16 protein-coding genes and 1 riboswitch are annotated in these 21,340 nt (G+C 50.6%); of the genes, 6 read left to right on the top strand and 10 right to left on the bottom strand.

Annotated features, from left to right (window positions below; translation table 11 throughout):
- The first annotated feature begins 39 nt into the window (after positions 1–39).
- Together Q5741_RS12690 and Q5741_RS12685 are read left to right on the top strand one after the other, a co-directional pair.
- Entirely contained in the window at positions 40–1,257 is a 1,218-nt protein-coding gene (locus Q5741_RS12690; RefSeq protein WP_305024542.1) for a quaternary amine ABC transporter ATP-binding protein, read from the top strand.
- Entirely contained in the window at positions 1,235–3,814 is a 2,580-nt protein-coding gene (locus Q5741_RS12685; protein ID WP_305024461.1) for a glycine betaine ABC transporter substrate-binding protein, read from the top strand. Before Q5741_RS12690 ends, Q5741_RS12685 begins: the two co-directional genes overlap by 23 nt.
- Before the next feature lie 51 nt (positions 3,815–3,865).
- On the opposite strand, the gene Q5741_RS12680 is transcribed toward Q5741_RS12685, so the two are convergent.
- From Q5741_RS12680 to Q5741_RS12660, 5 genes are all read right to left on the bottom strand, one after another.
- Positions 3,866–6,106 carry a 5'-nucleotidase C-terminal domain-containing protein gene (locus tag Q5741_RS12680; protein ID WP_305024460.1) on the bottom strand — a complete coding sequence of 747 codons (2,241 nt, stop codon included), beginning with the start codon at positions 6,104–6,106 and terminating at the stop codon, positions 3,866–3,868.
- Between the two features lie 117 nt (positions 6,107–6,223).
- Positions 6,224–7,582 carry an ABC transporter substrate-binding protein gene (locus Q5741_RS12675; protein WP_305024459.1) on the bottom strand — a complete coding sequence of 453 codons (1,359 nt, stop codon included), beginning with the start codon at positions 7,580–7,582 and terminating at the stop codon, positions 6,224–6,226.
- A gap of 88 nt (positions 7,583–7,670) precedes the next feature.
- The gene (locus Q5741_RS12670) at positions 7,671–8,492 is read right to left on the bottom strand and encodes a carbohydrate ABC transporter permease (protein ID WP_305024458.1); all 822 of its coding nucleotides are present in this window, start codon (positions 8,490–8,492) and stop codon (positions 7,671–7,673) included.
- Positions 8,489–9,451 carry a carbohydrate ABC transporter permease gene (locus tag Q5741_RS12665; RefSeq protein WP_305024457.1) on the bottom strand — a complete coding sequence of 321 codons (963 nt, stop codon included), beginning with the start codon at positions 9,449–9,451 and terminating at the stop codon, positions 8,489–8,491. Before Q5741_RS12665 ends, Q5741_RS12670 begins: the two co-directional genes overlap by 4 nt.
- Positions 9,452–9,676: 225 nt before the next feature.
- On the bottom strand, positions 9,677–10,435 hold the full coding sequence (locus tag Q5741_RS12660) for a YheC/YheD family protein (protein ID WP_305024456.1): 759 nt from the start codon (positions 10,433–10,435) through the stop codon (positions 9,677–9,679).
- Between the two features lie 181 nt (positions 10,436–10,616).
- Between Q5741_RS12660 and Q5741_RS12655 the strand changes: the two genes are divergently transcribed.
- Both Q5741_RS12655 and Q5741_RS12650 read left to right on the top strand, forming a co-directional pair.
- On the top strand, positions 10,617–11,339 hold the full coding sequence (locus tag Q5741_RS12655; RefSeq protein ID WP_305024455.1) for a class I SAM-dependent methyltransferase: 723 nt from the start codon (positions 10,617–10,619) through the stop codon (positions 11,337–11,339).
- Between the two features lie 129 nt (positions 11,340–11,468).
- Positions 11,469–11,873: a cupredoxin domain-containing protein gene (locus tag Q5741_RS12650; protein WP_305024454.1), complete on the top strand. Its 405-nt coding sequence runs from the start codon at positions 11,469–11,471 to the stop codon at positions 11,871–11,873.
- A gap of 86 nt (positions 11,874–11,959) precedes the next feature.
- On the opposite strand, the gene Q5741_RS12645 is transcribed toward Q5741_RS12650, so the two are convergent.
- The 3 genes from Q5741_RS12645 to Q5741_RS12635 all read right to left on the bottom strand — a co-directional run bounded on the left by Q5741_RS12645 (position 11,960) and on the right by Q5741_RS12635 (position 16,424).
- Positions 11,960–12,382, bottom strand: a complete 423-nt coding sequence (locus Q5741_RS12645; RefSeq protein WP_305024453.1) for a DUF2500 domain-containing protein — start codon at positions 12,380–12,382, stop codon at positions 11,960–11,962.
- Between the two features lie 139 nt (positions 12,383–12,521).
- Positions 12,522–14,348, bottom strand: a complete 1,827-nt coding sequence (locus tag Q5741_RS12640) for an APC family permease (protein ID WP_305024452.1) — start codon at positions 14,346–14,348, stop codon at positions 12,522–12,524.
- A 417-nt stretch (positions 14,349–14,765) separates the two neighbouring features.
- Positions 14,766–16,424, bottom strand: a complete 1,659-nt coding sequence (locus Q5741_RS12635) for an alpha-glucosidase (RefSeq protein WP_305024451.1) — start codon at positions 16,422–16,424, stop codon at positions 14,766–14,768.
- Positions 16,425–16,750: 326 nt separating this feature from the next.
- Positions 16,751–16,853: riboswitch (purine riboswitch) on the top strand.
- A 94-nt stretch (positions 16,854–16,947) separates the two neighbouring features.
- Between Q5741_RS12635 and Q5741_RS12630 the strand changes: the two genes are divergently transcribed.
- Complete coding sequence (locus Q5741_RS12630; RefSeq protein ID WP_407074353.1) at positions 16,948–18,000, top strand: Rieske 2Fe-2S domain-containing protein; 1,053 nt, start codon at positions 16,948–16,950, stop codon at positions 17,998–18,000.
- A 21-nt stretch (positions 18,001–18,021) separates the two neighbouring features.
- On the opposite strand, the gene Q5741_RS12625 is transcribed toward Q5741_RS12630, so the two are convergent.
- Both Q5741_RS12625 and Q5741_RS12620 read right to left on the bottom strand, forming a co-directional pair.
- Positions 18,022–18,660 (bottom strand): cupin domain-containing protein, encoded by a 639-nt coding sequence (locus Q5741_RS12625; RefSeq protein WP_305024449.1) that lies wholly within the window; start codon positions 18,658–18,660, stop codon positions 18,022–18,024.
- Positions 18,661–18,824: 164 nt separating this feature from the next.
- Positions 18,825–19,769, bottom strand: coding sequence for an EamA family transporter (locus Q5741_RS12620; protein ID WP_305024448.1), 945 nt, complete (start codon positions 19,767–19,769; stop codon positions 18,825–18,827).
- A 354-nt stretch (positions 19,770–20,123) separates the two neighbouring features.
- Here Q5741_RS12620 and Q5741_RS12615 point away from each other — a divergent pair, with 354 nt between their 5' ends.
- Positions 20,124–21,266, top strand: coding sequence for a glycosyl hydrolase family 8 (locus Q5741_RS12615; protein ID WP_305024447.1), 1,143 nt, complete (start codon positions 20,124–20,126; stop codon positions 21,264–21,266).
- Positions 21,267–21,340: the final 74 nt, after the last annotated feature.

Here is a 21,340-nt window from a genome sequence, read left to right as displayed (position 1 = left end):
ACGATTGCGAACGAGAGATTAAGAAACGAGGTGGAGAGTTTGACCATTTTGGAAGTAAGAAACGTTAGTAAACTGTTCGGCGCGAATGCGGAGCAAGGCGTTCAACTCCTGGAGCAAGGCTGGGGAAAAGAACGGCTGGCCAAAGAAAAACAGATTACGGTTGGTGTCAACCGGGCCAGCATGGAAATCAAACAAGGCGAAATCTTCGTTATTATGGGACTTTCGGGGAGCGGTAAATCCACTCTGGTACGGATGCTGAACCGTCTCATCGAACCAACGTCCGGTGAAATTCTTGTCCACGGCAAGGATCTCCGCAAAATGAACAAGGAGCAGCTGCGCAATGTACGCCGTAAAACGATAAGTATGGTGTTCCAGAAGTTTGCGCTGTTCCCGCATCGTACTGTTCTAGAAAATGTGGAATACGGACTTGAAATTCAAAAAGTAGATAAAGCAGAACGCCGCGAGAAGGCTCTTACGTCCCTGGAGCTGGTAGGCCTGAAGGGCTGGGGCAACAAGATGCCGGATGAGCTGTCCGGTGGTATGCAGCAGCGTGTCGGTCTGGCACGCGCACTGGCTAACGATCCTGAAGTCCTGCTGATGGACGAAGCGTTTAGCGCCCTTGATCCGCTGATTCGCAGGGATATGCAGGATGAGCTGCTGGAGCTGCAGGATAAAATGAAAAAGACCATTATCTTCATCACTCACGATCTGGACGAAGCGCTGCGTATCGGCGATCGAATTGCGCTGATGAAGGACGGGGCCGTTGTACAGATCGGTACACCGGAAGAGATTATGATCAATCCGGCCAACGCTTATGTCGAACGCTTCGTCGAGGACGTCGACCTGTCTAAAGTACTAACCGCTGCACATGTCATGCGCAGACCCGAAACGATCACTTTGGACCGCGGACCTCGTGTTGCGCTGGAGCTGATGCGTGAGCGCGGGATATCAAACCTGTTCGTTATTGACCGCTCCAAGAAACTGCTGGGTGTGATCAGTGCGGAGGATGCTTCCCGTGCAATGAAGAACAACTTAACCTTGAAGGATATTCTGGTTACGGATGGACCGCAGGTTCCTCCCGAGACCGTGATTAATGAACTATTCGAACTCACAAGTTCTGCCAAAGTACCTGTTGCTGTCGTAGATGAGAATGGACGCTTGAAAGGCGTTATCGTCCGCGGGGCTCTGCTTGGGGCTTTGAGCGGATCCGTACCAACCATGGAGGTGAACGCAAATGCCGAGAATACCTCTAGCTGAATGGATTCAGGCTATTGTTGACTGGATGGGTATCCATCTGGCCGGTTTATTTAATGTAATTTCCGTTGTCATTGAAAGTGTCGTAGGATTTTTCTCCGGCCTGTTCCTGCTGCCGCATCCCCTGCTGTTTATCGTTATCCTGGGGATCATTGCATATCTGATCGGCCGTATACCATTAACTTTGTTTACCGTGATTGGCTTCTTGCTGATCGATAATCTGGGCTACTGGAGCGAAACGATGAACACGCTCGGCCTCGTGGTGACCTCGGCACTGGTCTCCATCGTTCTTGGTGTGCCGATCGGGATCTGGTGTGCTTACAGCAAAACAGCTTCCCGTATCATTACACCACTGCTTGACTTCATGCAGACTATGCCGGCGTTCGTATACCTGCTTCCAGCAGTAACCTTCTTCAGCCTCGGCGTCGTGCCAGGCGTTATCGCTTCTGTTATTTTTGCGATTCCGCCGACTATCCGCATGACGAATCTGGGTATCAGCCAGGTGAACGGCGAACTGGTTGAAGCATCGGACGCATTTGGTTCCACTTCAGGACAAAAGCTGTTCAAGGTGCAGCTTCCACTCGCGATGCCTACACTGATGGCTGGTATTAACCAGACGATCATGCTGTCCCTGTCCATGGTTGTTATCGCATCCATGATCGGTGCTGAAGGTATCGGTGCCACTGTATACCGGGCGGTTACGCAGCTGCAGATCGGTAAAGGCTTTGAAGCCGGTATCGCTGTCGTTGTACTGGCAATCGTCTTGGACCGTTTTACACAAAATCTGTTTAAGCCCGGTAAAAAGCGCAGCAGCCGTGTATCCAGCAAGCAAAAGGCCTGGATCGCTGCCGCAGCCGGTGTCATCATCATTGCTGCAGGCATTTCCCAGTACTTCATCGGCAGCGGCTCGACCAGCGCAGGCTCCAGTAATACTGCCGGGGGTAATGCCATTGGCGAAGAAGTAGGATACCAGATCATCGGGATTGATCCCGGTGCAGGTATTATGAAATCAACGGATAAAGCCATCCAGGATTATGGCCTGTCTGACTGGAAGCTCGTTGAAGGCTCCGGCGCAGCGATGACAGCAACCCTGGAGAAGGCAATTCGTAATAAACAACCCATTATCGTCACAGGTTGGACTCCGCACTGGATGTTCAACAAATATGATCTGAAATATCTTGAAGATCCCAAAAAATCATATGGCGATGCTGAAGAGATCCATACGATTGCCCGTAAAGGACTTAAAGCCGACAAACCGGTAGCGTATGAATTCCTCGATCGCTTCCAATGGACATCTGATGAGATGGGCGAAATGATGAGTGCTATCCAGGCGGGCACCACACCGGAACAGGCCGCGAAGGATTGGGCCGACAAGCATGCTGACCGGGTCCAAGAGTGGACGAAAGGTCTGCAGCCAGTGAATGGTGACACCCTTAAGCTGAGCTATGTGGCATGGGACTCTGAAATCGCAAGCACCAATCTGCTGAAATACGTCCTGGAACATAATCTGGGCTACAAAGTAACAGCCCTTCAGGTTGAAGCAGGCCCAATGTGGACCGGGGTCGCAAGCGGCGACGTGGATGCTACACCGGCAGCCTGGCTGCCACTGACACACGCCGACTACTGGGCGAAATACAAAGACCAGGTGGATGATCTGGGCGCGAATATGACCGGGGTTAAAACAGGTCTCGTCGTTCCGGCTTATATGGAAGTAAAATCAATTGAAGATCTACAAAGCGGAAACACCAGTACAACAGCCTCCTCCAGCAAGGTTGGCGACGAAGTGAATCATCAGATTATCGGTATTGATCCGGGCGCCGGAATCATGAAGGCAACCAATAAAGTCATTCAGGACTATGGCTTGTCCGACTGGAAGCTCGTTGAAGGATCCGGCGCAGCGATGACGGCAACGCTTGATAAAGCCATCAAAGCCCAGAAGCCGATCATCATCACCGGCTGGACCCCGCACTGGATGTTCAACAAATATGATCTGAAGTATCTGGAAGATCCCAAGAAGGTCTACGGGGAAGCCGAAGAAATTCATACGATTGCCCGCAAAGGGTTGAAAAAAGATAAACCGGTTGCTTACGAGTTCCTTGACCGTTTCGAGTGGACTTCCGATGAGATGGGTGAAATGATGAGCGCCATCCAGGCTGGCACAAGCCCTGAGGCGGCTGCCAAAGACTGGGCTGACAAACATGCGGACCGCGTTCAGGAATGGACTAAGGGCCTGCAGCCTGTCAACGGCGATACGCTCAAGCTGAGCTATGTTGCCTGGGATTCGGAGATTGCCAGCACCAATCTGCTCAAGTATGTCCTGGAGAACAAGCTGGGCTACAAGGTAAGTGCGCTTCAAGTTGAGGCAGGTCCAATGTGGACCGGGGTCGCTAATGGTGACGTCGATGCCATGCCTGCAGCTTGGCTGCCGCTGACCCATGCCGACTACTGGGCGAAGTACAAGGATCAGGTGTTAGATCTGGGTCCGAATATGAAAGGTGTTAAAACTGGCTTGGTCGTTCCGGCTTACATGGATATCAAGTCAATCGAAGACCTTAAATAAAATATGAAAGAGCTATCCCTTAGGTCAGGGATAGCTCTTTTTTTGTGTATCTCAGAACTGGAGACCGAGCATCACCGCTGCGGCTGCTTCAGCCCGGGTTGCTCCAGCTGACTTGCTCCGCCCGCCAAAAACAGCTTGTAATCCGGTGATTTCTTCACTCTTCCAGCCATAAGCCTTCGCCAGTGCCGCTGACAGCTCTTCCCGTGTGACCGGATCTCCCGGGCGAAAGCCCCCATCCGTCCCCAGCTTCAGAATCCCCTGAGCCGTCAGCTTCGCTGCAGCTGCCTGCGCCCAGACAGGAATCTGGTTGGCATCCTTAGGAGCCTGCTGAACCGTGGCCTCCGTCGAGGTCTGTGATTCGGACTGCTGTTCCAGAGCCCGGCTTAGCAGGACTGCAAACTCCGCACGGCTTATAGCAGCATCCGGCCGGAACCGGCTGTCACCATAGCCAGTAACCACTCCCACAGATGAAGCTTTGTTTACCGCGTCGGCCGCCCAGTGTCCATTCATATCCGAGAAAACAGCCGGCTGCTGGACGGGAGTGCTCGCTCCCCCACTAGTGGAACTGTCTGCCGCATCGGCCGGAAGCTGAGCTCCTGCCAGGTCAATTACCCTGCCCTCTGCAGCTGCTGTAACCGTACCGGTCTGCTTCAAATGCTCCTGAAACACTTCATAATCGACCAGGTTCAATTCATACGAACGGCCGGCATCCTTTGCTTTTTTCATCGAACGGTAGAAATCACCGCCTCCTGCAGTGAAGGAGTTGGTCGCAACGATGTAATAAGCATTCGGATCCATGTCGCTGTACTTGCCATTCTCACCCTTGATCTGAACCTTCATGATCCGGCTGCCCTGCTGCTGCACCTGACCGCTTACGGAATCCAGCTTCTCTTTCGGTTTGGTTGAGTCATAATAGAAGCGCATCCCTGCAACCTGCGGGAACCGCCCTTCTCCGCTTTCAACACCGCTGACGCCATTCTCCAGCGCCTCCTTGATTTCTTGTCCCGTCATCTTAAGCGCAGTCAAGTTATTGGCATAAGGCATCACCGTTAACAGGCCGCCCAAAGTAATATCGCCTGCCGGCAGGGAAGCCCGGATGCCTCCGCCATTCTGAATCGTTATATAGCCCTTGGCGTCCGGTGCCTTCACCAGGCTTTTCACCTTGTTCAGCATACCGTCAGCCATAAAGTCGCCCAGATTGGTTTCCTTCTTGCGGACATTTCCCCGCTCTCCGTCCAGGATTACGTTCGTTTTGCCGATCACCTTTTTCTTTAGCTCCTCCAGTGAAGCAGCATATGTCTGCAGCTGGGCAGCAGCAGACGGATCTGCAGCAATGACATCCTTCTTCGCTTCGTCCTTCGCATCCAGTTCGATCAGCTTGCCGTTCCAGCCTTTTAAAACCCCTTTATCGTCAAAAGCAGCATCCAGCTGTCCGAGAAACTGGTTGTATTCTCCTGTCTGAACAATCACGGTCGGTTCGCTGTCAGCGTGGATGACGGCGGGCTCTGTTAATTTCGTATGGGAGTGGCCGCCTACAATGATATCCAGCCCCTTTACCGCGTTAGCCAACTTCTGATCCTCACTATAGCCCAGATGAGACAATGCTACAATTTTGTTGACACCCTGCCTCTGCAGCTGATCAATCACTGCCTGAGCGCTGACTGCATAAGCCTTGAAGCGGATATTCTCACCCGGTGAGGAGAGCGAGGCAGTATCTGCTGTAGTGAGTCCGAAGATGCCGATCTTCTCCCCGTTCACATCTTTAACTATGGCTGGATAGATCCCGCTGGAATCCCCCCTGCCTCCTGTCTTGTCCCGATAAAGTCCTCCAAGATCCTTATCCCTGCTGAAATCAATATTTGAGCTGACGAACGGAAATTTGGCATCCCTAATGAAGCTGGCGAGTGCAGCAGGACCTTTATCAAACTCGTGATTACCAAACGTCATGGCGTCATATCCTGCCATATTCATGAAGAACAAATCGGCCAGCCCATTGTATTGATTAAAATAAAGCGTGCCGGAGAACACATCTCCTGCATCAAGCAGCAGGGTCTGATCGTTACGGGCCTGCTTAATGGCTGTAATCCGCTTCGCTGCATTGTCCAGATGGGCATGCGTGTCATTGGTGTGCAGGATACGAAGATGATAGGAATCTACCGGTCGGTTGCTTCCATTCCCGGCCGCTTCGGCAGCCTGTGCTTTACCGATATAGGCAGGCAGGATCAAGGTGGACAGCAGTGCAGCTGTCATCAAGGCTTTAGTGCTTCTCCAATGTGCATGGTTTATTCTCATTCCAGTTAATCCTCCTCTTGTTCATAATAAAATAGAACAGAGCAGCCCGGGGGAGGGCTGCTCTGCGCTTGGCCCATGAGGGAGTACAGGCCGGTCGGATAATGGGTATTGGGGGCGTTACTTCTGAACCGTGGAGTTATATTGGCCCAGCTTTTCAGTAATTTGCTTGGCTGCCTGATCCAGTGCCGCTTTCGGCTCCTGCTGTCCGTTCAACGCGGCTTCTACCGCACCTTCAACAAGCTGACGGGCTTCAGGGAAGATCCCCATAACGGCACCTTGAGTCGCCTTGCTCTCAACAGAAGCATGCAGCTGATCAACCGCGGTCTGGAACTGCGGATATTTGGTCATGTTATCCTTCAGCACCTGCTGGTCATAAGCCGCTTTCGTGATCGGGAAGTAACCGGTATCCACGCTCCATTGAGCCTGTACTTCTGGAGACGCTACATATTTGATAAACTCCCAGGCTGCCTTCTGCTGGGCTTCCGGTTTGTTATTCATGATATACAGACTTGCGCCGCCGACGACAACGCCGCCTTCTGTGGCTTCATCGGCACGCGGCAGGAATCCTGTACCTACTTCGAATTTACCGTTTACTTGTCCAACTACTTTGCGAAGGGAAGCGGTAGAGTCCAGTGTCATGGCAATTTGGCCTGCAGCAAAAGCGTTCGTTGTGTCATCTGTGCTGCGTCCCAGGTTGGCGACGATTTTCTCATCGACCATCTTCTTCCACCATGTCAACGTCTTCACACCAGCTTCGCTGTTCAGCAGCGATTCTGTTGCCGCACCGTCACGACCGTTGCCATTACTCACATATTCCGCATTCTGGTTAGCGAACAGCTGCTCCATAAACCAGCCGTAGATAGCGATGGAAGCTCCTGCTTTACCGTCTTTGCTCAGCGCTTTGGCCGCTTTCTCGAATTCACTGTACGTTTTCGGCGGATTCTCAGGGTCAAGACCCGCAGCTTTGAATGCATCTTTGTTATAGTACAAAATCGGATTGGATGTGTTAAAAGGCATCGCGTTCAGCTTGCCGTCAATCGTATAGTAGCGGGTAATGTTCGGTTCCAGCTGGGACAGATCAAATTTGTCTTGATCGATGAATTGCTGTACAGGTGTAATGGCTTTGGAATCAATCATGAATTTACTGCCGATTTCATATACCTGAATCAGATCCGGACCGCTGTTCGATCCCATGGAAGCTTTCAGTTTGTTGAGACTGTCATCGTATTTGCCCTGATACACGGCTTCGACCTGGATGTCCTTGTGTGAAGCATTAAAGTTAGAGGTGATTTTCTGAATGGCTTTCTCACCCGCTCCGGACATGGAATGCCACCAGGTGATTTTGACAGGTGATCCGCTGGACGCTTCACCGCCCGGATTCTCCTCTGCTGCCGATTTGCCGCTGCACCCTGCTGTAACCAGCATCACGGACGCCAATACGGTGGCCATGACATTTCTCATTCGAAACAACTTCATTTCCCCACTCTCTCCTTTGTCGATCTCATTTATTATCTATCATCATCTGCATGATGCAGTTGACTTCGTGGTCATCGCGGCTTATCCATTAACCTTTGAGCGCTCCGGCAGCCATACCGCGCACCAGCTGCTTCAAACCGAAGACCAGGAGCAGCAGCGACGGAAGAATGACAAGCGCCGTTCCGGCAAATACCAGATTCCACGAGGTTGACTCCTGAAATTCCAGCATAGAAATCCCGATCTGAACCGTCCTCATCTTCTCGCTGTTCGTCACCAGCAGCGGCCAGAGATACGAATTATACATGTTCAGAAAGGAATAGACAGCCAGTGTGCCCAGCGCCGGTCTGGAGAGCGGCAGCACATGGAACAGAAAGTAACGGATGTGACCGCAGCCGTCCATCCGGGCCGCTTCGAACAGCTCCTTCGGCAGCTGCATGAAGAACTGCCGCAGCAGGAACGTACCAAAGGCGGAGGCCAGAAACGGAACCGTCAGTCCTTGGTAGCTGTCAAGCCAGTTCCAGCTGCGAACCGTCAGATAGTTCGGGATGATCGTCACTTCCCACGGAATCATCATTGTTGCCACGAACATGGCGAAGAGGATATTTTTACCGCGGAATTCCATCTTGGCAAAGGCGTATGCCGCCATACTCGCTGTAATCAGCTGACCCAGCGTCGTCAGACCGGAGATCAGGAAGGTATTCCCGATAAACCTGGCGATCGGTACGATATCAAGCGCTTCGGCGAAGTTCGCCATACGGAACGTGTGCGGGAACAGATGCGGCGGAAAAGCACTCGCTTCCTCCGGCGACATGACGGCCATAAAGAAGGTGTACAGCACCGGATACAGCACGAGCAGTGCAAACACGGACAGCAGTATGTACAACAGGGTTCTGGAAACTCGAATGTTCATTGGTAATGTACTTTCCTTTCCACCCATTTGAATTGAATGATTGTCAGCAGCAGAATCACGGCGAACAGAACCAATGCCTGCGCACTGCCAGTCCCGAATCTAAAGTTCACGAAGGCTTCCTGGTAGATGGAATACACGAATACATTCGTACTGTTCACAGGGCCGCCGCCCGTCATAATGTTGATCTGGCCGAAGGACTGGAACGCACTAATAATGGAGACGACCAGTACGAAGAACAGGGTTGGCGACAGCATCGGCATGGAGATCCGCCAGAATGTAACCATCGGGCCGGCACCGTCCATTTTGGCACTCTCATAAATTTCATCCGGAATGCCCTGCAGGCCGCTCGACAGAATAATGTAGTTAAAGCCAAGATTCATCCAGACCGTCATCAGTGAAATGGATAGAAGTGCCCAATCCGGGCTGGTCAGCCACGGAATCGGATCGACGCCGATCTTGCTGAGCAGGTAATTGAACATGCCCAGTGTCGGGTGAAACAGAAATTTCCAGATGACTGCGGACGAACCGACGGATAATACCATAGGCAGCGAGAATGCAAACTGGAAAAAACGCATTCCCCGCAGCTTCGTGTGGGTCATGGCTGCCAAGAGCAGAGCCAGCAGCATGCCTGTCGGTACAGTCAGGAGCGCGAACAGCGCTGTAACCTTAATGCCTTGCAGGAAAACACCGGATTTGAATAATGAAGTAAAGTTGTCCAATCCCACATAACCTGCAATCTGTCCGGTTGGATCGGTTGCATGCAGGCTGAGGTACACGGATTTCAGCATAGGATAGAACAGAAAGACAGCAAATATCAGCAGTGATGGTGCCAGAAATGCATAGGCCAGTACATTTTCCCGGAGCCGGAGAGCTTTGAGAGAAGCTGGTTTTACAGCCTTGCGTTCATATACCGGACGCCCTTTAGCGGGCAGGCTCAGTTGATTATCCAGGTCACTCATTCAAACATTCACACCCACCTTTGTTAAGTTAACTTCTGTATGCCTTGGCTTGTCTTACCTCTGTTAGTGTAAGGAGCGGGTGTCACGAGAGCGTCAATTCGGGTTATAACCTTTGTTAATCTTCCTAAGAAATGTAAACTGTAAAAAAAGCTTCGCTCGATCTGCACCTTTATGTAAAAAGGCGCCCTTCCCTGTGAGGAGAGCGCCCTTTAATCCTGTATTCGTTTAGCGGGCATAACGGGAGTGAATTATGCATTTGCGCCGGATAATGTTGTGATACATCGTTTTATTTTTCAGATTACGGAATGTGCTGTGTCCCGGGTTCGTATTCACCTCAATGATCCAGATCCGCCCTCTGCGGTCCAGTCCGATATCAATCCCCAGCTGCCGAAGCCCTGGATACCTCCGGTCTAACGTCTCCGCTGCACGATAAGAAATCCGGTCGATCCGATTCAGTACGGACTTGACCTTGTGCGGTTGATGCGAATAGAGCGAATGCAGAACCTTGGTCAGCCTTTCCGGATAAGCTCCCTGGCTGAAATTCGTGACAAACCGCCCCGGTGCGCCAACGCGTGTCACCTTACCTGAGATCAGCCAATGGTGGCTCGGTTTCTGCATATACACGCGAATATCAATCCGGCGGCCGTGATATTTGGCCAGCGATATTCCTCGCTGGATGACATATCTGCGGTAAGGATTCAATTTTCTTCCGACTGCACGCTTCAAATAACGTCTGCGGACCCTCTGGCTTCGCAAGTCCCAGGACACTTTGTAAGTACGGCGGGTCATGCGTCTGACACGAACGATGCCTTTTCCTTGGCTGCCGCCATCAGGTTTAATAAATACGGTACGATGTCTTCTTAACATTTTCTTCAATCGATAGGGTCTGTAGCTGTGTGTCTCCGGCAGGTATCGCCGCAGGCCCCGATGACTTTTCAAGGCAATTCCTTTTAGCAGCTTGCTCCTTACTTTGCGAATTGGCATATTGGTTATCCCCTTAGTCCAGGTTTGATAGTACTATATTCGGGACAAGTACACTTCTGTCAGATACAAGCGCCTTATTTTTGTGAAGAATGGACATTGGTCTGCCGGTTAAGGAATTTTATTCGATGAGAAATAGGCTATAATGAGGTGGAAACGAATTCCACAGATGAGGTGAGCTGAGATGAGTGCAGATAAGATGAGGTTAGACCAGGCAGGAACAAGACTGGAATTGGCACGGGTTATTTTTATCGGCCGGACGTTCGAGGAATACATGCGTATGTTTGATCTGTCCACGGAGGAGCTTGAAGGTAAATCTGTTCTGGATTGTCCGGCGGGGGCGTGTTCTTTTACGGCGAAAGGTTCAGCTAAAGGGCTGGATATCACTGCATGTGATATCGCTTATGACCATGATATTGATACCTTGGAAGACAAAGGACGATTGGATGTCGAACATGCCACGACCAACATGGCGGACGCCTCGGCGAATTTCAGATGGGAGTATTTCCGCAGCATCCCGGATCTCCAGGCAGCCCGGCTTCAGGCGCTGGAAGACTGTGTGCAGGATATGGCTTCACGACCTGAGCGGTACATCCCTGCAGCACTGCCTGTGCTGCCCTTCAAGGATCGTCAGTTTGACTTGGTGCTGTCTGCGCATTTCCTGTTCATGTATGCAGACCGGCTGGATAAGATTTTTCATAAAGCTGCTGTGGATGAACTGCTGCGCGTTGCCAGAGAGGAGCTTCGGATCTTCCCGCTTGTGAATCTTGCCGGCGAACGATATGCCGGTCTTGACCCGCTGATCGCTGATCTGAAAAGCCGGGGTTATGAAGTGCTGGAGCAGACCGTCAGCTATGAGTTCCAATATCAGGCCAATTCCATGCTCCGTATCAGATGCCGCAAATGACAAGGGATTGTCAAAGAATGACCCGGACGGGTCATTACATGTTTCGCTCAAATTTAATATACTTAATATATAGGATAAATTCCTGAACTTCGGTTCTGAGTATCAGCGTTCTGGAAAGGATGATCTCCATTGAGAAAATATATGCGTCCACTGCCGATTGCCATTACCGTCGTAGTGATTCTGCTAATCGCAGGCGGATTGTTCTTCGCCTTGAACAGCGGGACAAGCGAGGCAGACCGTGCGGTCCAAGCTGCCGAGGAAGCCAAAGGCTATGAGGTTATTACGGTGGATGTCACCGATAACGGCTTCAGCCCGGAGAAGATTAGTGTCAAAGCCGGTGTTCCTACCAAAATCAATTTCCGCAAGGATACCAGCTATACCTGTATTAAGGACGTGAAGTCTTCCGCTCTGGGGATGAACAATATGAAGCTCGATAAAGGCGACAACTACTATGCCCTGGAAGACCTGAAGCCAGGTACGTATGAATATAACTGCGGAATGTACATGTACTATGGTAAAATTTCCGTGAATTAAACGAACAACCCGTCTCTGAGCTGGCTCAGAACACGGGTTGTTTTTTCTTGTCATCGGTTATGTCATACAATACCTTGGCTTTCATTTTACAGCGGCCCATTGACGGATGCTCTTCCCCGTTCAAAGGCGACGATCCAGTCCCCCTGCACCGCCGCATACCCTTCATCTCCCTCAGCGATCATCCCGTACAGCTTCTTCACGTCTGTATATTCCTTACGGTGTCCATCTTCAAATTCAAGCGTTATGTAGTAATACGTAGAGGAAGAATGACTTGGCGTCATATGCCCGTCGTCATCGTGATGGTGGTGCGTATGTGTGCGGACTTCTGTTCGTTTGGCTGCTACCCGGACAAAGTGAGTTTCGCGCGGAGAACGCGCATTCCTGGCGTAATTGACGGTGTTGAAGATGATGCCGATCACCATAATGACGAAAACCAGGCCGATCAACAGCGGCACCGCGGTAAACATAAAATCAAAACCTCCACCCATAGATGGTCCGCCGTCAAACATCAAGTTTCCCCCTTATAAGCTTTTTCTATATGTACGGATTAAGGCATGGTTATGTTGCTAAATTTGTAAAAAAATATAATTCTATAACCACAAACAGGCCTCCCTGGCATGTGAACCAGGAGAGGCCTGTCGGGGATCATTATTTTTTCAAATGATAAGGCACGGTAGTTACAATGACGTTCCTGCGGTACAGCAAGTGCGCCCGGATGAGCAGACTGGACTGGTTATGCAAAATGTTATGCCAGCCCTTCTTCGGAATAAATTGCGGGATCATGACCGTCACCTGATAATCGGACTCCTGCGCCTTGCGTTGTACCGTATCGATAAACTTGCTCAGCGGGTGAATGATGCTCCGGTATGGCGAATATAAGGTCACCAGCCGGATATCCGGCTGCCATGCCTCCCATTTCTTCTCGAAAACAACTTCCTCCTCCCGCTCGAACGGCACATAGACAGCAATAATCTGATGAGGCGACAGCGACTTGGCATAATTCAATGAGTTCTCGACCACATGCGTAATCCCGGCAACAGGCAGAATCACCACATTCCCCTCAATCGGCAGCGGCGGCTCACAGGTGGTTAAGCGGAGCTGGTCCGCTACAGCATCATAGTGCTTACGTATCCGGTAGAAGAGCAGTATAATCAGCGGAAGGAAAATCAAAACCGGCCATACCTGTGCGAACTTGGTCAGGAAGAACATCATGGCAACGATAAAGCTGATGACAGCTCCCGTCGTATTAATGATCAATTTGAGCAGCCAGCCCTCTGGCTTCTGCCGGATCCACTTCAGCATCATTCCTGTCTGGGACAGAGTGAACGGAATGAATACGCCAACCGCATACAGCGGAATGAGGTGCTCGGTTTGTCCCTCGAAGGCGATAATCAGAAGGATCGACAGCACACCCAGACTGATAATCCCGTTAGAATACCCGAGACGGTCACCTCTTACTGTGAACATGCGCGGAATAAATTTATCTTTAGCCAGGTTTACCGCAAGCAGCGGAAAGGCCGAATATCCCGTGTTAGCTGCCAAAATAAGGATCAGCGCGGTTGTCCCTTGAATGAAGAAGTACATCCAGCTGCGGCCAAAGGTCTCTTCGGCAATCTGGGACACGACTGTAACCTCCGCCCGGGGAGTGACCCCGTAATAATAGGCGAGCAATACAATCCCTGAGAACAGCAGAGCAAGAAGTCCACCCATTGCCATAAGTGTCTTGGCTGCGTTGTTTGGCGCAGGGCTCTTGAAGTTCGGAATGGCGTTAGAGATCGCCTCAACTCCTGTGAGCGCCGAGCTTCCAGAGGAGAAAGCCCGCAGCAGCAGGAACAAGCTGATTCCCGCCACCGGCGTACCTACAGAGGTATGGAGTTCAGGGGAAACCTGCCCGGTCGCTATGCGGTACAAGCCCACCCCGATCAAAATGAAGAGCGCCAGCACAAATAGATACACCGGGTAGGCCAGTACGGATGCAGACTCGGTAACCCCTCTCAGGTTCAGCAGCGTAATAATCAGTACAAACCCGATCGCAATCGGGACATTATAAGGATGCAGACTTGGAAAAGCAGAAGTAATCGCATCAGTGCCTGCAGATACACTCACCGCCACAGTCAGGATGTAATCAACCAGCAGAGATCCTCCAGCCACAAGACCCGCATACTTTCCGAGGTTCTCTTTGGAGACTACATAAGCCCCGCCGCCATGGGGGTAGGCAAAGATGATCTGACGGTAAGACAAAATCAGCGCAATCAGCAGGACCAGAACGCCAACGGCAATCGGAATGGAATACCAGAAGGCAGCCGCACTGACCGTCATAAGGACCAGCAGAATCTGCTCAGGGCCGTAAGCAACCGATGACAGTGCATCAGATGATAAAATAGCCAAGGCTTTGGTCTTGTTGAGCTTCTGCTCACCGGCTTCATGCGATTTTAGCGGTCTGCCGATCAGGAAACGTTTAACATAGGATGACATTTACTCCACCGCCACTTTTTCTATAAGTAAAGGATAATGCCTTCTTCTTGTTAAAGGAGGCTTGATTAGAATATTATTTTGCACCCGTCTTGTAAAATGAATGAATCCCTTCTTTTAGGGTTTTCAGGCTGATTTGTCGTAAAAAAAGAACATAAGCCCTCTTTCTGAACATACATCTCGTTCCTGCTTCGCCAATCGTCCATTATCATATGCTCTTCAAGAGCGGCACCAAATTCGAATTCCTCTACATTATGCTGCCCTTCCAATGTCTGCGGTGTGATGCATGTTATGGTTATTCAATTCCATAGCCTGTTTTCTTCGACCCTATCATAAAAAGAGCGCCAGACCTGGACTTATAAGTCCGAAGTCTGACGCTTAAAGCGACATTCTCGAATGACCGCGGGTCCTGGATCCTTATCATTCAGCCGCTTTCATGCAGTCGGCAGAGCAGCGATACACGGCCGCCTCATAAGGTCGCAGCACAGCATCAATCAGCTCTCCTTCCGCCGCGGGATCGAGCTCAGCGTAATTTGCGATTACTCGCTCCCCGCAGGTATTTCTCACATCCTCAGGCAGCTCATTCGGGATCGTATACTCCGACATATTCAGAACAACCAGCCATTTCTCGTCATCCAGAACCCGATAGTAAGCATAGATGTAGGGATGCTCGTCCAGTTCGGGAACCGGATCATAGCTGCCGTAGACCATCACTTCGTTTTCTTTGCGCAGACGGATCAGATCCCGATAGTAATAAAATACAGAATCTTGGTCCATCAGCGCTGCAGCTACATTGACCTCTGTATAGTTCGGATTTACTTTGATCCACGGCGTTCCCTCTGTGAAGCCGGCATGCTCCAGCGCGTTCCACTGCATGGGTGTCCGGGAATTATCCCTTGCCAGGTGCTGCAGACTCTCCAGCACCTCCCTCGGATTACGGCCTTTGGCCACTTCCTCCTGATACTTGTTATGAATCGCGACATCTTCGTAATCATCAATGGATGCAAAACGAACACCGGTCATTCCAATCTCCTCACCCTGATACACATAAGGCATACCTGGCAGGGTATGGAGCATGGTGGCAAAGCATTTGGCCGATTCCGTGCGGTAGATTGTTTCATTGCCAAAACGGGTCACAAGCCGGGTATGGTCATGGTTATTCAGAAACTGCGAGTTCCAGCCGCGTCCCCACATTCCCTCATACCAGCGCCGCTGAATATCCCGGAAACGCTGCATTTCCCAATGCTCCATATAATCGCAGACCTCGAAATGAAACAGTGTATCCAGCTCGTCCCGCTCTTCCCCAACATACAGCAGACCATCCTCAGGTGTAACGAACGGAATTTCGCCAACAGTAAAAATATCGTAATCCTTCAGGACACGTTCATGCATCTCATGCAGGTAGTCGTGGATCCCGGGATTGTTTCCCAGATATGATATATTCTCCGGGAATTCAGAGTCAGGGAATCCGGCCTGCTTGGCAAGCAAATTAATGACATCCATCCGGAATCCGTCAATTCCCTTATCCAGCCAGAAGCGCATCATGGCATAAATTTCGTCTCGCATCGCGGGGTTCGACCAGTTCAAATCGGGCTGCTGCACAGCAAACGAATGCAGGTAATAGGATTCTGTGGTTTCATCGTATTCCCAGGCGGAAGGCGAGAAATATGACCGCCAGTTGTTAGGCTTGCTCTGCCATATATAATAGTCCCGGTAAGGATTGTCCTTGGAGGAACGCGACTCGATGAACCACGGATGCTGATCCGAGGTATGATTCACTACCAGGTCCATAATCAGCCTCATTCCCCGCCGATGCACCTCCTGGAGCAATCGTTCCAGTGTCTCCATCGTTCCTGCCTTCGCCATCACAGCCTGGTAATCGGATATATCATAGCCGTTATCCACATCCGGGGAGGCATAACATGGATTCAGCCAGATGACCGTGGCCCCCAGTTCGTTGATATAATCCAGCTTCTGAATAACACCCTCCAGGTCACCAACTCCGTCGCCGTCCGTATCCAGAAAGCTTCTCCAATACACCTGGTATACCACGGCCTCCTTCCACCATGTTCGCTTCATCTCTCTCCACCCTCTCCAGCTTCTATTCTTACATCGTTATAAATTTAATATCCCCTTAAAATTTATTTCCTAAATTAAGTAACTAAAATAAAGAACCCTCTCATTTAAATAAACGAATGTGAAGGTTCTATATACATTTTGATTATAAAAAAACTTGGCTGTTATTCTTACCCAAGTATGGATAACAGCTGATTCTCTCCATTCACATGATAGTTAAAGTTACATATATATTGATAATTTCAATTATCCATCTCCTTTAAGGAAGATATCTTAACGTTGACAAAAGATATGTACATCAATTAAGATTATTTACAATCAATTAATGTAAACTTATTTAACACATCTCTTGTATAAGCTCATTAAATGGAGTGAGCGTCTCGACCAGGCAACCGTAAATTGCCCCAGGCTACAAGAGGCACTGCATACGAACACTCCTTTTCCGCTGTGAAACCAGGATGTATTCAGCCGTGCCTCTTTCATCTGGGGTTTATTGTGTTACCACCATTTTAACTTAGAGGAGCGAATGAAGATGAGTACAACCCCATCCACAGCCCGTGCCGAAATCCAACTGCCGCGTGACTGTACCTTTACCCCCAGCGATTGGGAGGTCCTGTCCCAGTATTGGTACCCGGTCGCTATTGCTGCAGACATCCAGGAGCAGCCTGTCGCTGTAACCCTGCTGGACGTAAAGCTCGTGTGCTACCGAAGCCGCGGCCAGGTCGTTATCGCCCGTGATCTCTGCTTTCACCGGGGAGCCCCTCTGAGTAAAGGCTGGGTTGAGAATGATGAGATTGTATGTCCGTACCACGGATTCCGCTACAACTGTGAAGGTACCTGTACAGCTGTACCCGCACATCCCAACGCCAAAATCTCTCCCAAGCTCAAATTAATTATGTACCCTGCAGTTGAGCGTTACGGGCTGATCTGGACTTCCCTGGCCGGCAGCCAGGAGGAAATTCCTGAATTTCCGGGCTGGGATGATCCTGACTTTATCAACATCCTGCCTCCAAGCTTTGATATTGCAGGTTCGGCGGGACGGCAGATGGAAGGTTTTCTCGACGTATCCCATTTCGCTTATGTGCATACCGAGACCTTCGGTGATCGCAGCAATACTGAGGTTCCGCAGTATAAGGTTAACCGTGAAGGCAGCCAGCTGACGGCCGACTATTGGAGCACGGTCAGCAATTATGGCAAGGGACAGGAGAATCCTGCCCCGGAAGGTTTTATGTGGCTGCGTGCGTTTCGTGTGTTCCCGCCGTTTACGGCGATGCTCACGGTGCATTTTCCTGAGGATGGCAGGCTGATGATTCTGAACTGCGCCTCACCGGTATCTGCCCGCTACACCCGGCTCTTCTGCCCGATTTCACGCAACTTTGATAAAAATGCCCCGGTTGAAGATACCATTGAGTTTAATCTGCAGGTCTTTAATGAAGACCGGGAAATGGTTGAAGCCCAGACGCCCGAGGACCTCCCTCTCGACCTGATGGCCGAAGCCCATATCCCGGCAGATCGCACCTCTATCGCCTACCGGCAGCTGCTTACAGAAATTGGACTTGGCCGGAACTATACATCCTGACAGACGGGAACCATACTTATTTTACCTTGGATCCGTGTAAGGCTGGTTATACAGAGTGCGGTTGTAGGATGTATACTGCGGAGAAACGTTCATCTCCTGAATCCGGGGACTGGATTGTAGGTAGCGGGAACAATTGGCCGGCGGTCCGATCGTGACGGTACTGGTGATGGGCGCAAGCGCCTGCTGAATCAGATTCTCATCCAGGCAGTACGTGTGCGCCAAGGCATTTGCCGGAGCGAGTCTCAGAAAATCGGAAACAGCGATAAATTCAGGCACCGGCGCATCGAAGATGGCCAGCAGGTGTGTGTTATTCTCAGTAGCGATTTCCCAGTGGAACCAGCCCTGCGGGACATTCGCAACCTGCCCCGGCTTAATCGGGAAACTGAGCAGTTCTTTGGTAAACGGATTGATTAGTGTCACAACGGCAGCGCCTGTAACACAGTACACAAGCTCAGATGCATTCTGATGAATATGAGGCTCTACCACACTTCCCTGTGTCAAATAGATATCGAGGATGGATGTGTTGCCAAGTGAATTCAGCTGCTGAATGCCCAGGGCGTTAATGTAGTTGGTATTATCTTTAGTAAAAAACCGGCTTTGGCTCACATCATAGAAATACTGCACATTAGGAGATGTGAAATCGATATAGGATACAGCCATCATATCGCCTCCTTTTATAATCAGACCCTAATGCTAAAGGTATTCTCTGCCAGCGGGCGATATTCCGGCAGCATCCTTACGACGATCCCCTCAGGCCCTGAGACAGCAAAAAGCCTTCCTGATCAAGGAAGGCTTTTGTTTATACACTGGCTGTCCGTCATCCGTTATGACGGGATCAGCTTTTTGTTCTGACCTCTGAGTTTATACAGCTCCGGAAGTGTGACACCGATCAGAATCAGTACCACTCCCACCCACTGCAGTCCGTTTACGTCTTCATGCAGCACGATGGTAGACAGCAGCACCGCTACCGGGAGCTCTGCTGCACCGAGAATTCCTGCCATCGCCTCGCCAATCCGCGGGACGCCAATCGCAAACAGCAGCGGCGGAATGAAGGCTCCGAACAAGCCAAGCAGAAAACCGAACAGCATTAGAGAACTCCAAATCATCCCGTTGAACAGGAAATGGGGCGGAAACAGGATACACAGCAGAACGAATCCGCCAGTTACCATCCACGCACTCCGGTAAGTCGGATGTACGGATGGCACTACTTTGCCGCTGAACAGGATAAACAGGGAGTAGCTAATTGCCGAAAGCAGACCGAAAATAATCCCCACTCCATTAAAGTGGGTAGTACCCTGCCCGATAATTCCCGCAGCCAGGAACGTTCCTCCGAACAGGATCAACAGCGTCCACAGCATAATATTGCTTGGTCTCCGGCGGGTAATAACAGCCTGAATCAGGACACTGATCCAGGTGAACTGGAACAACAATACGATCGACAGGGAAGCCGGATTGTATCGAAGAGACTGATAATACAGCAGGCCGGTTACGACCGTAGGCGCTCCTGCCAGCATCAGCAGCAGCCGCTGCTTCCAGGTCAATCGAGCGAAGCCTGAAGGAGTCGCTGAAGCGCTGACGGTCTGATTTTGGGGCCGGCGGCTTCTCCGCTTGGTGTACATGGCCAGAATCCAAGAAAGGATAAAGCCTGTCAGCAGCTGTGCACCTACTACCTCACCGAGCTGGTAACCCTGAGCATAGGCTTTTACGACGATGGTTGACAGGATACCATAACTGATGGCTCCTGCAAATACCGATATTAAATACTTCAATTTCACTGACCTCCTATAACAGATACATCATCATCGCTTAAATCTGCAGAACCTGCGAACGCAAAAAATCCTAACTGCAATGTAAGGAAAATCTGCATTCCCTCATCATCGTAGTTAGGAAGTATAGGCTCCCTGTAGAAACCCCCGCCCTTCCAGAACTAAGTGGATTGCAGGGTTATACGAACGAGATTCATTTAAATAAAATTGCAACAACGTTATACATATTACACAGAAGGTAAGGTCATTGTCAACAGGAATTCATCTACAATTTTTTAAGAAAACGCTTTAATCTCGTAAGGACCAGCCATGCTATAATCTTACCGAATAAACGAACTTACGAGGAGGCAGCAGCATATGAAGTTCACCGTTCAAGGGGCTGTGGAGACCGGCGAGTATCGGAATGTGCTACTCGAATCGGGTTATACCGAGCAGCAGATTACCGCCAGACTTGAGGAAACATGGTCCGCATTATTTGCTGGAGACGACGAGACCCGGATCTACTTTCCTGTTAATGATGACAAAGGCTACATCCTGGATACCGGAAACCTCGATGTCCGTTCCGAGGGAATGTCGTACGAGATGATGATGGCTGTTCAGATGGATAAAAAAGAGGTGTTTGACCGGCTCTGGAATTACTCAAAGACGTACATGCAGCATACGGACGGCCGGTATAAGGACTATTTTGCATGGCACTGCCAACCCGATGGAACCCGCATTTCCCAGGGCCCTGCCCCGGACGGTGAGGAATTCTTCGCTATGGCCCTCTTCTTCGCCTCACACCGGTGGGGAGACGGGCCGAAGCCTTATAACTATGCAGAGCAGGCGAGAAACATCCTTCGTGCCTGCGTACACCAAGGTGAAGACGGGAATGGTGATCCGATGTGGGACCCGGCGACCCGACTAATCAAATTTGTACCGGAGTCTCCTTTCAGTGATCCCTCCTATCACCTTCCCCATTTTTATGAACTATTCGCACGATATGCGGATGAGCGTGACCATTCGTTCTGGACCGAAGCTGCAGCAGCGAGTCGACAATACCTTCACCAGGCCTGCCATCCCGTAACCGGATTGTCTCCTGAATATGCGAATTTCGATGGAACAGCGGCTGAACCTCAGCCCCATGGAGATTACAGTCACTTCTTTAGTGATGCATACCGGGTAGCGGCCAACCTGGCCTTGGACTGGGAATGGTTCCGGAAGGATGAATGGCAGATCGAGCAGTCGAACCGCATACAGAATTTCTTCGGTGATATCCAAGTATCCGATTATCGCCGCTATACCGTTGATGGTAAACCTTTCGACGAACCGGCCCTCCACCCGGTCGGTCTGCTGGCAGCGAACGCCATGGCTTCACTGGCGGCAGATGGTCCTTATTCCAGTCATTTCGTTCATCTATTCTGGAATACCCCTTTGCGACGCGGTGAACGGCGTTATTATGATAACTGCCTTTACTTCTTCAGTCTGCTGGCTTTGAGCGGTAACTACCGGATTTATTAGTCCAAGGCCTGCCGATTGTACAGGGCTGCCTGAACATAACAAAGAAGAGGATCACACGTGTGATCCTCTTCTTT

The organism is Paenibacillus lacisoli, assembly GCF_030580655.1.
Lineage (GTDB): Bacteria > Bacillota > Bacilli > Paenibacillales > Paenibacillaceae > Paenibacillus > Paenibacillus lacisoli.
The sequence above is the reverse complement of the archived record's forward strand: the minus strand, read 5'-3'. Positions and strand labels throughout refer to the sequence as shown.

Bases quoted from the DNA above. Each gene is read 5' to 3' on its own strand.
- Q5741_RS12660 (WP_305024456.1), bottom strand. From the start codon at position 10,435: ATGCCAATTCGCAAAGTAAGGAGCAAGCTGCTAAAAGGAATTGCCTTG.
- Q5741_RS12675 (WP_305024459.1), bottom strand. From the start codon at position 7,582: ATGAAGTTGTTTCGAATGAGAAATGTCATGGCCACCGTATTGGCGTCC.
- Q5741_RS12685 (WP_305024461.1), top strand. From the start codon at position 1,235: ATGCCGAGAATACCTCTAGCTGAATGGATTCAGGCTATTGTTGACTGG.
- Q5741_RS12630 (WP_407074353.1), top strand. From the start codon at position 16,948: ATGAAGATGAGTACAACCCCATCCACAGCCCGTGCCGAAATCCAACTG.
- Q5741_RS12670 (WP_305024458.1), bottom strand. From the start codon at position 8,492: ATGAACATTCGAGTTTCCAGAACCCTGTTGTACATACTGCTGTCCGTG.
- Q5741_RS12645 (WP_305024453.1), bottom strand. From the start codon at position 12,382: ATGTTTGACGGCGGACCATCTATGGGTGGAGGTTTTGATTTTATGTTT.
- Q5741_RS12625 (WP_305024449.1), bottom strand. From the start codon at position 18,660: ATGGCTGTATCCTATATCGATTTCACATCTCCTAATGTGCAGTATTTC.
- Q5741_RS12635 (WP_305024451.1), bottom strand. From the start codon at position 16,424: ATGAAGCGAACATGGTGGAAGGAGGCCGTGGTATACCAGGTGTATTGG.
- Q5741_RS12640 (WP_305024452.1), bottom strand. From the start codon at position 14,348: ATGTCATCCTATGTTAAACGTTTCCTGATCGGCAGACCGCTAAAATCG.
- Q5741_RS12655 (WP_305024455.1), top strand. From the start codon at position 10,617: ATGAGTGCAGATAAGATGAGGTTAGACCAGGCAGGAACAAGACTGGAA.
- Q5741_RS12680 (WP_305024460.1), bottom strand. From the start codon at position 6,106: ATGAGAATAAACCATGCACATTGGAGAAGCACTAAAGCCTTGATGACA.
- Q5741_RS12615 (WP_305024447.1), top strand. From the start codon at position 20,124: ATGAAGTTCACCGTTCAAGGGGCTGTGGAGACCGGCGAGTATCGGAAT.
- Q5741_RS12665 (WP_305024457.1), bottom strand. From the start codon at position 9,451: ATGAGTGACCTGGATAATCAACTGAGCCTGCCCGCTAAAGGGCGTCCG.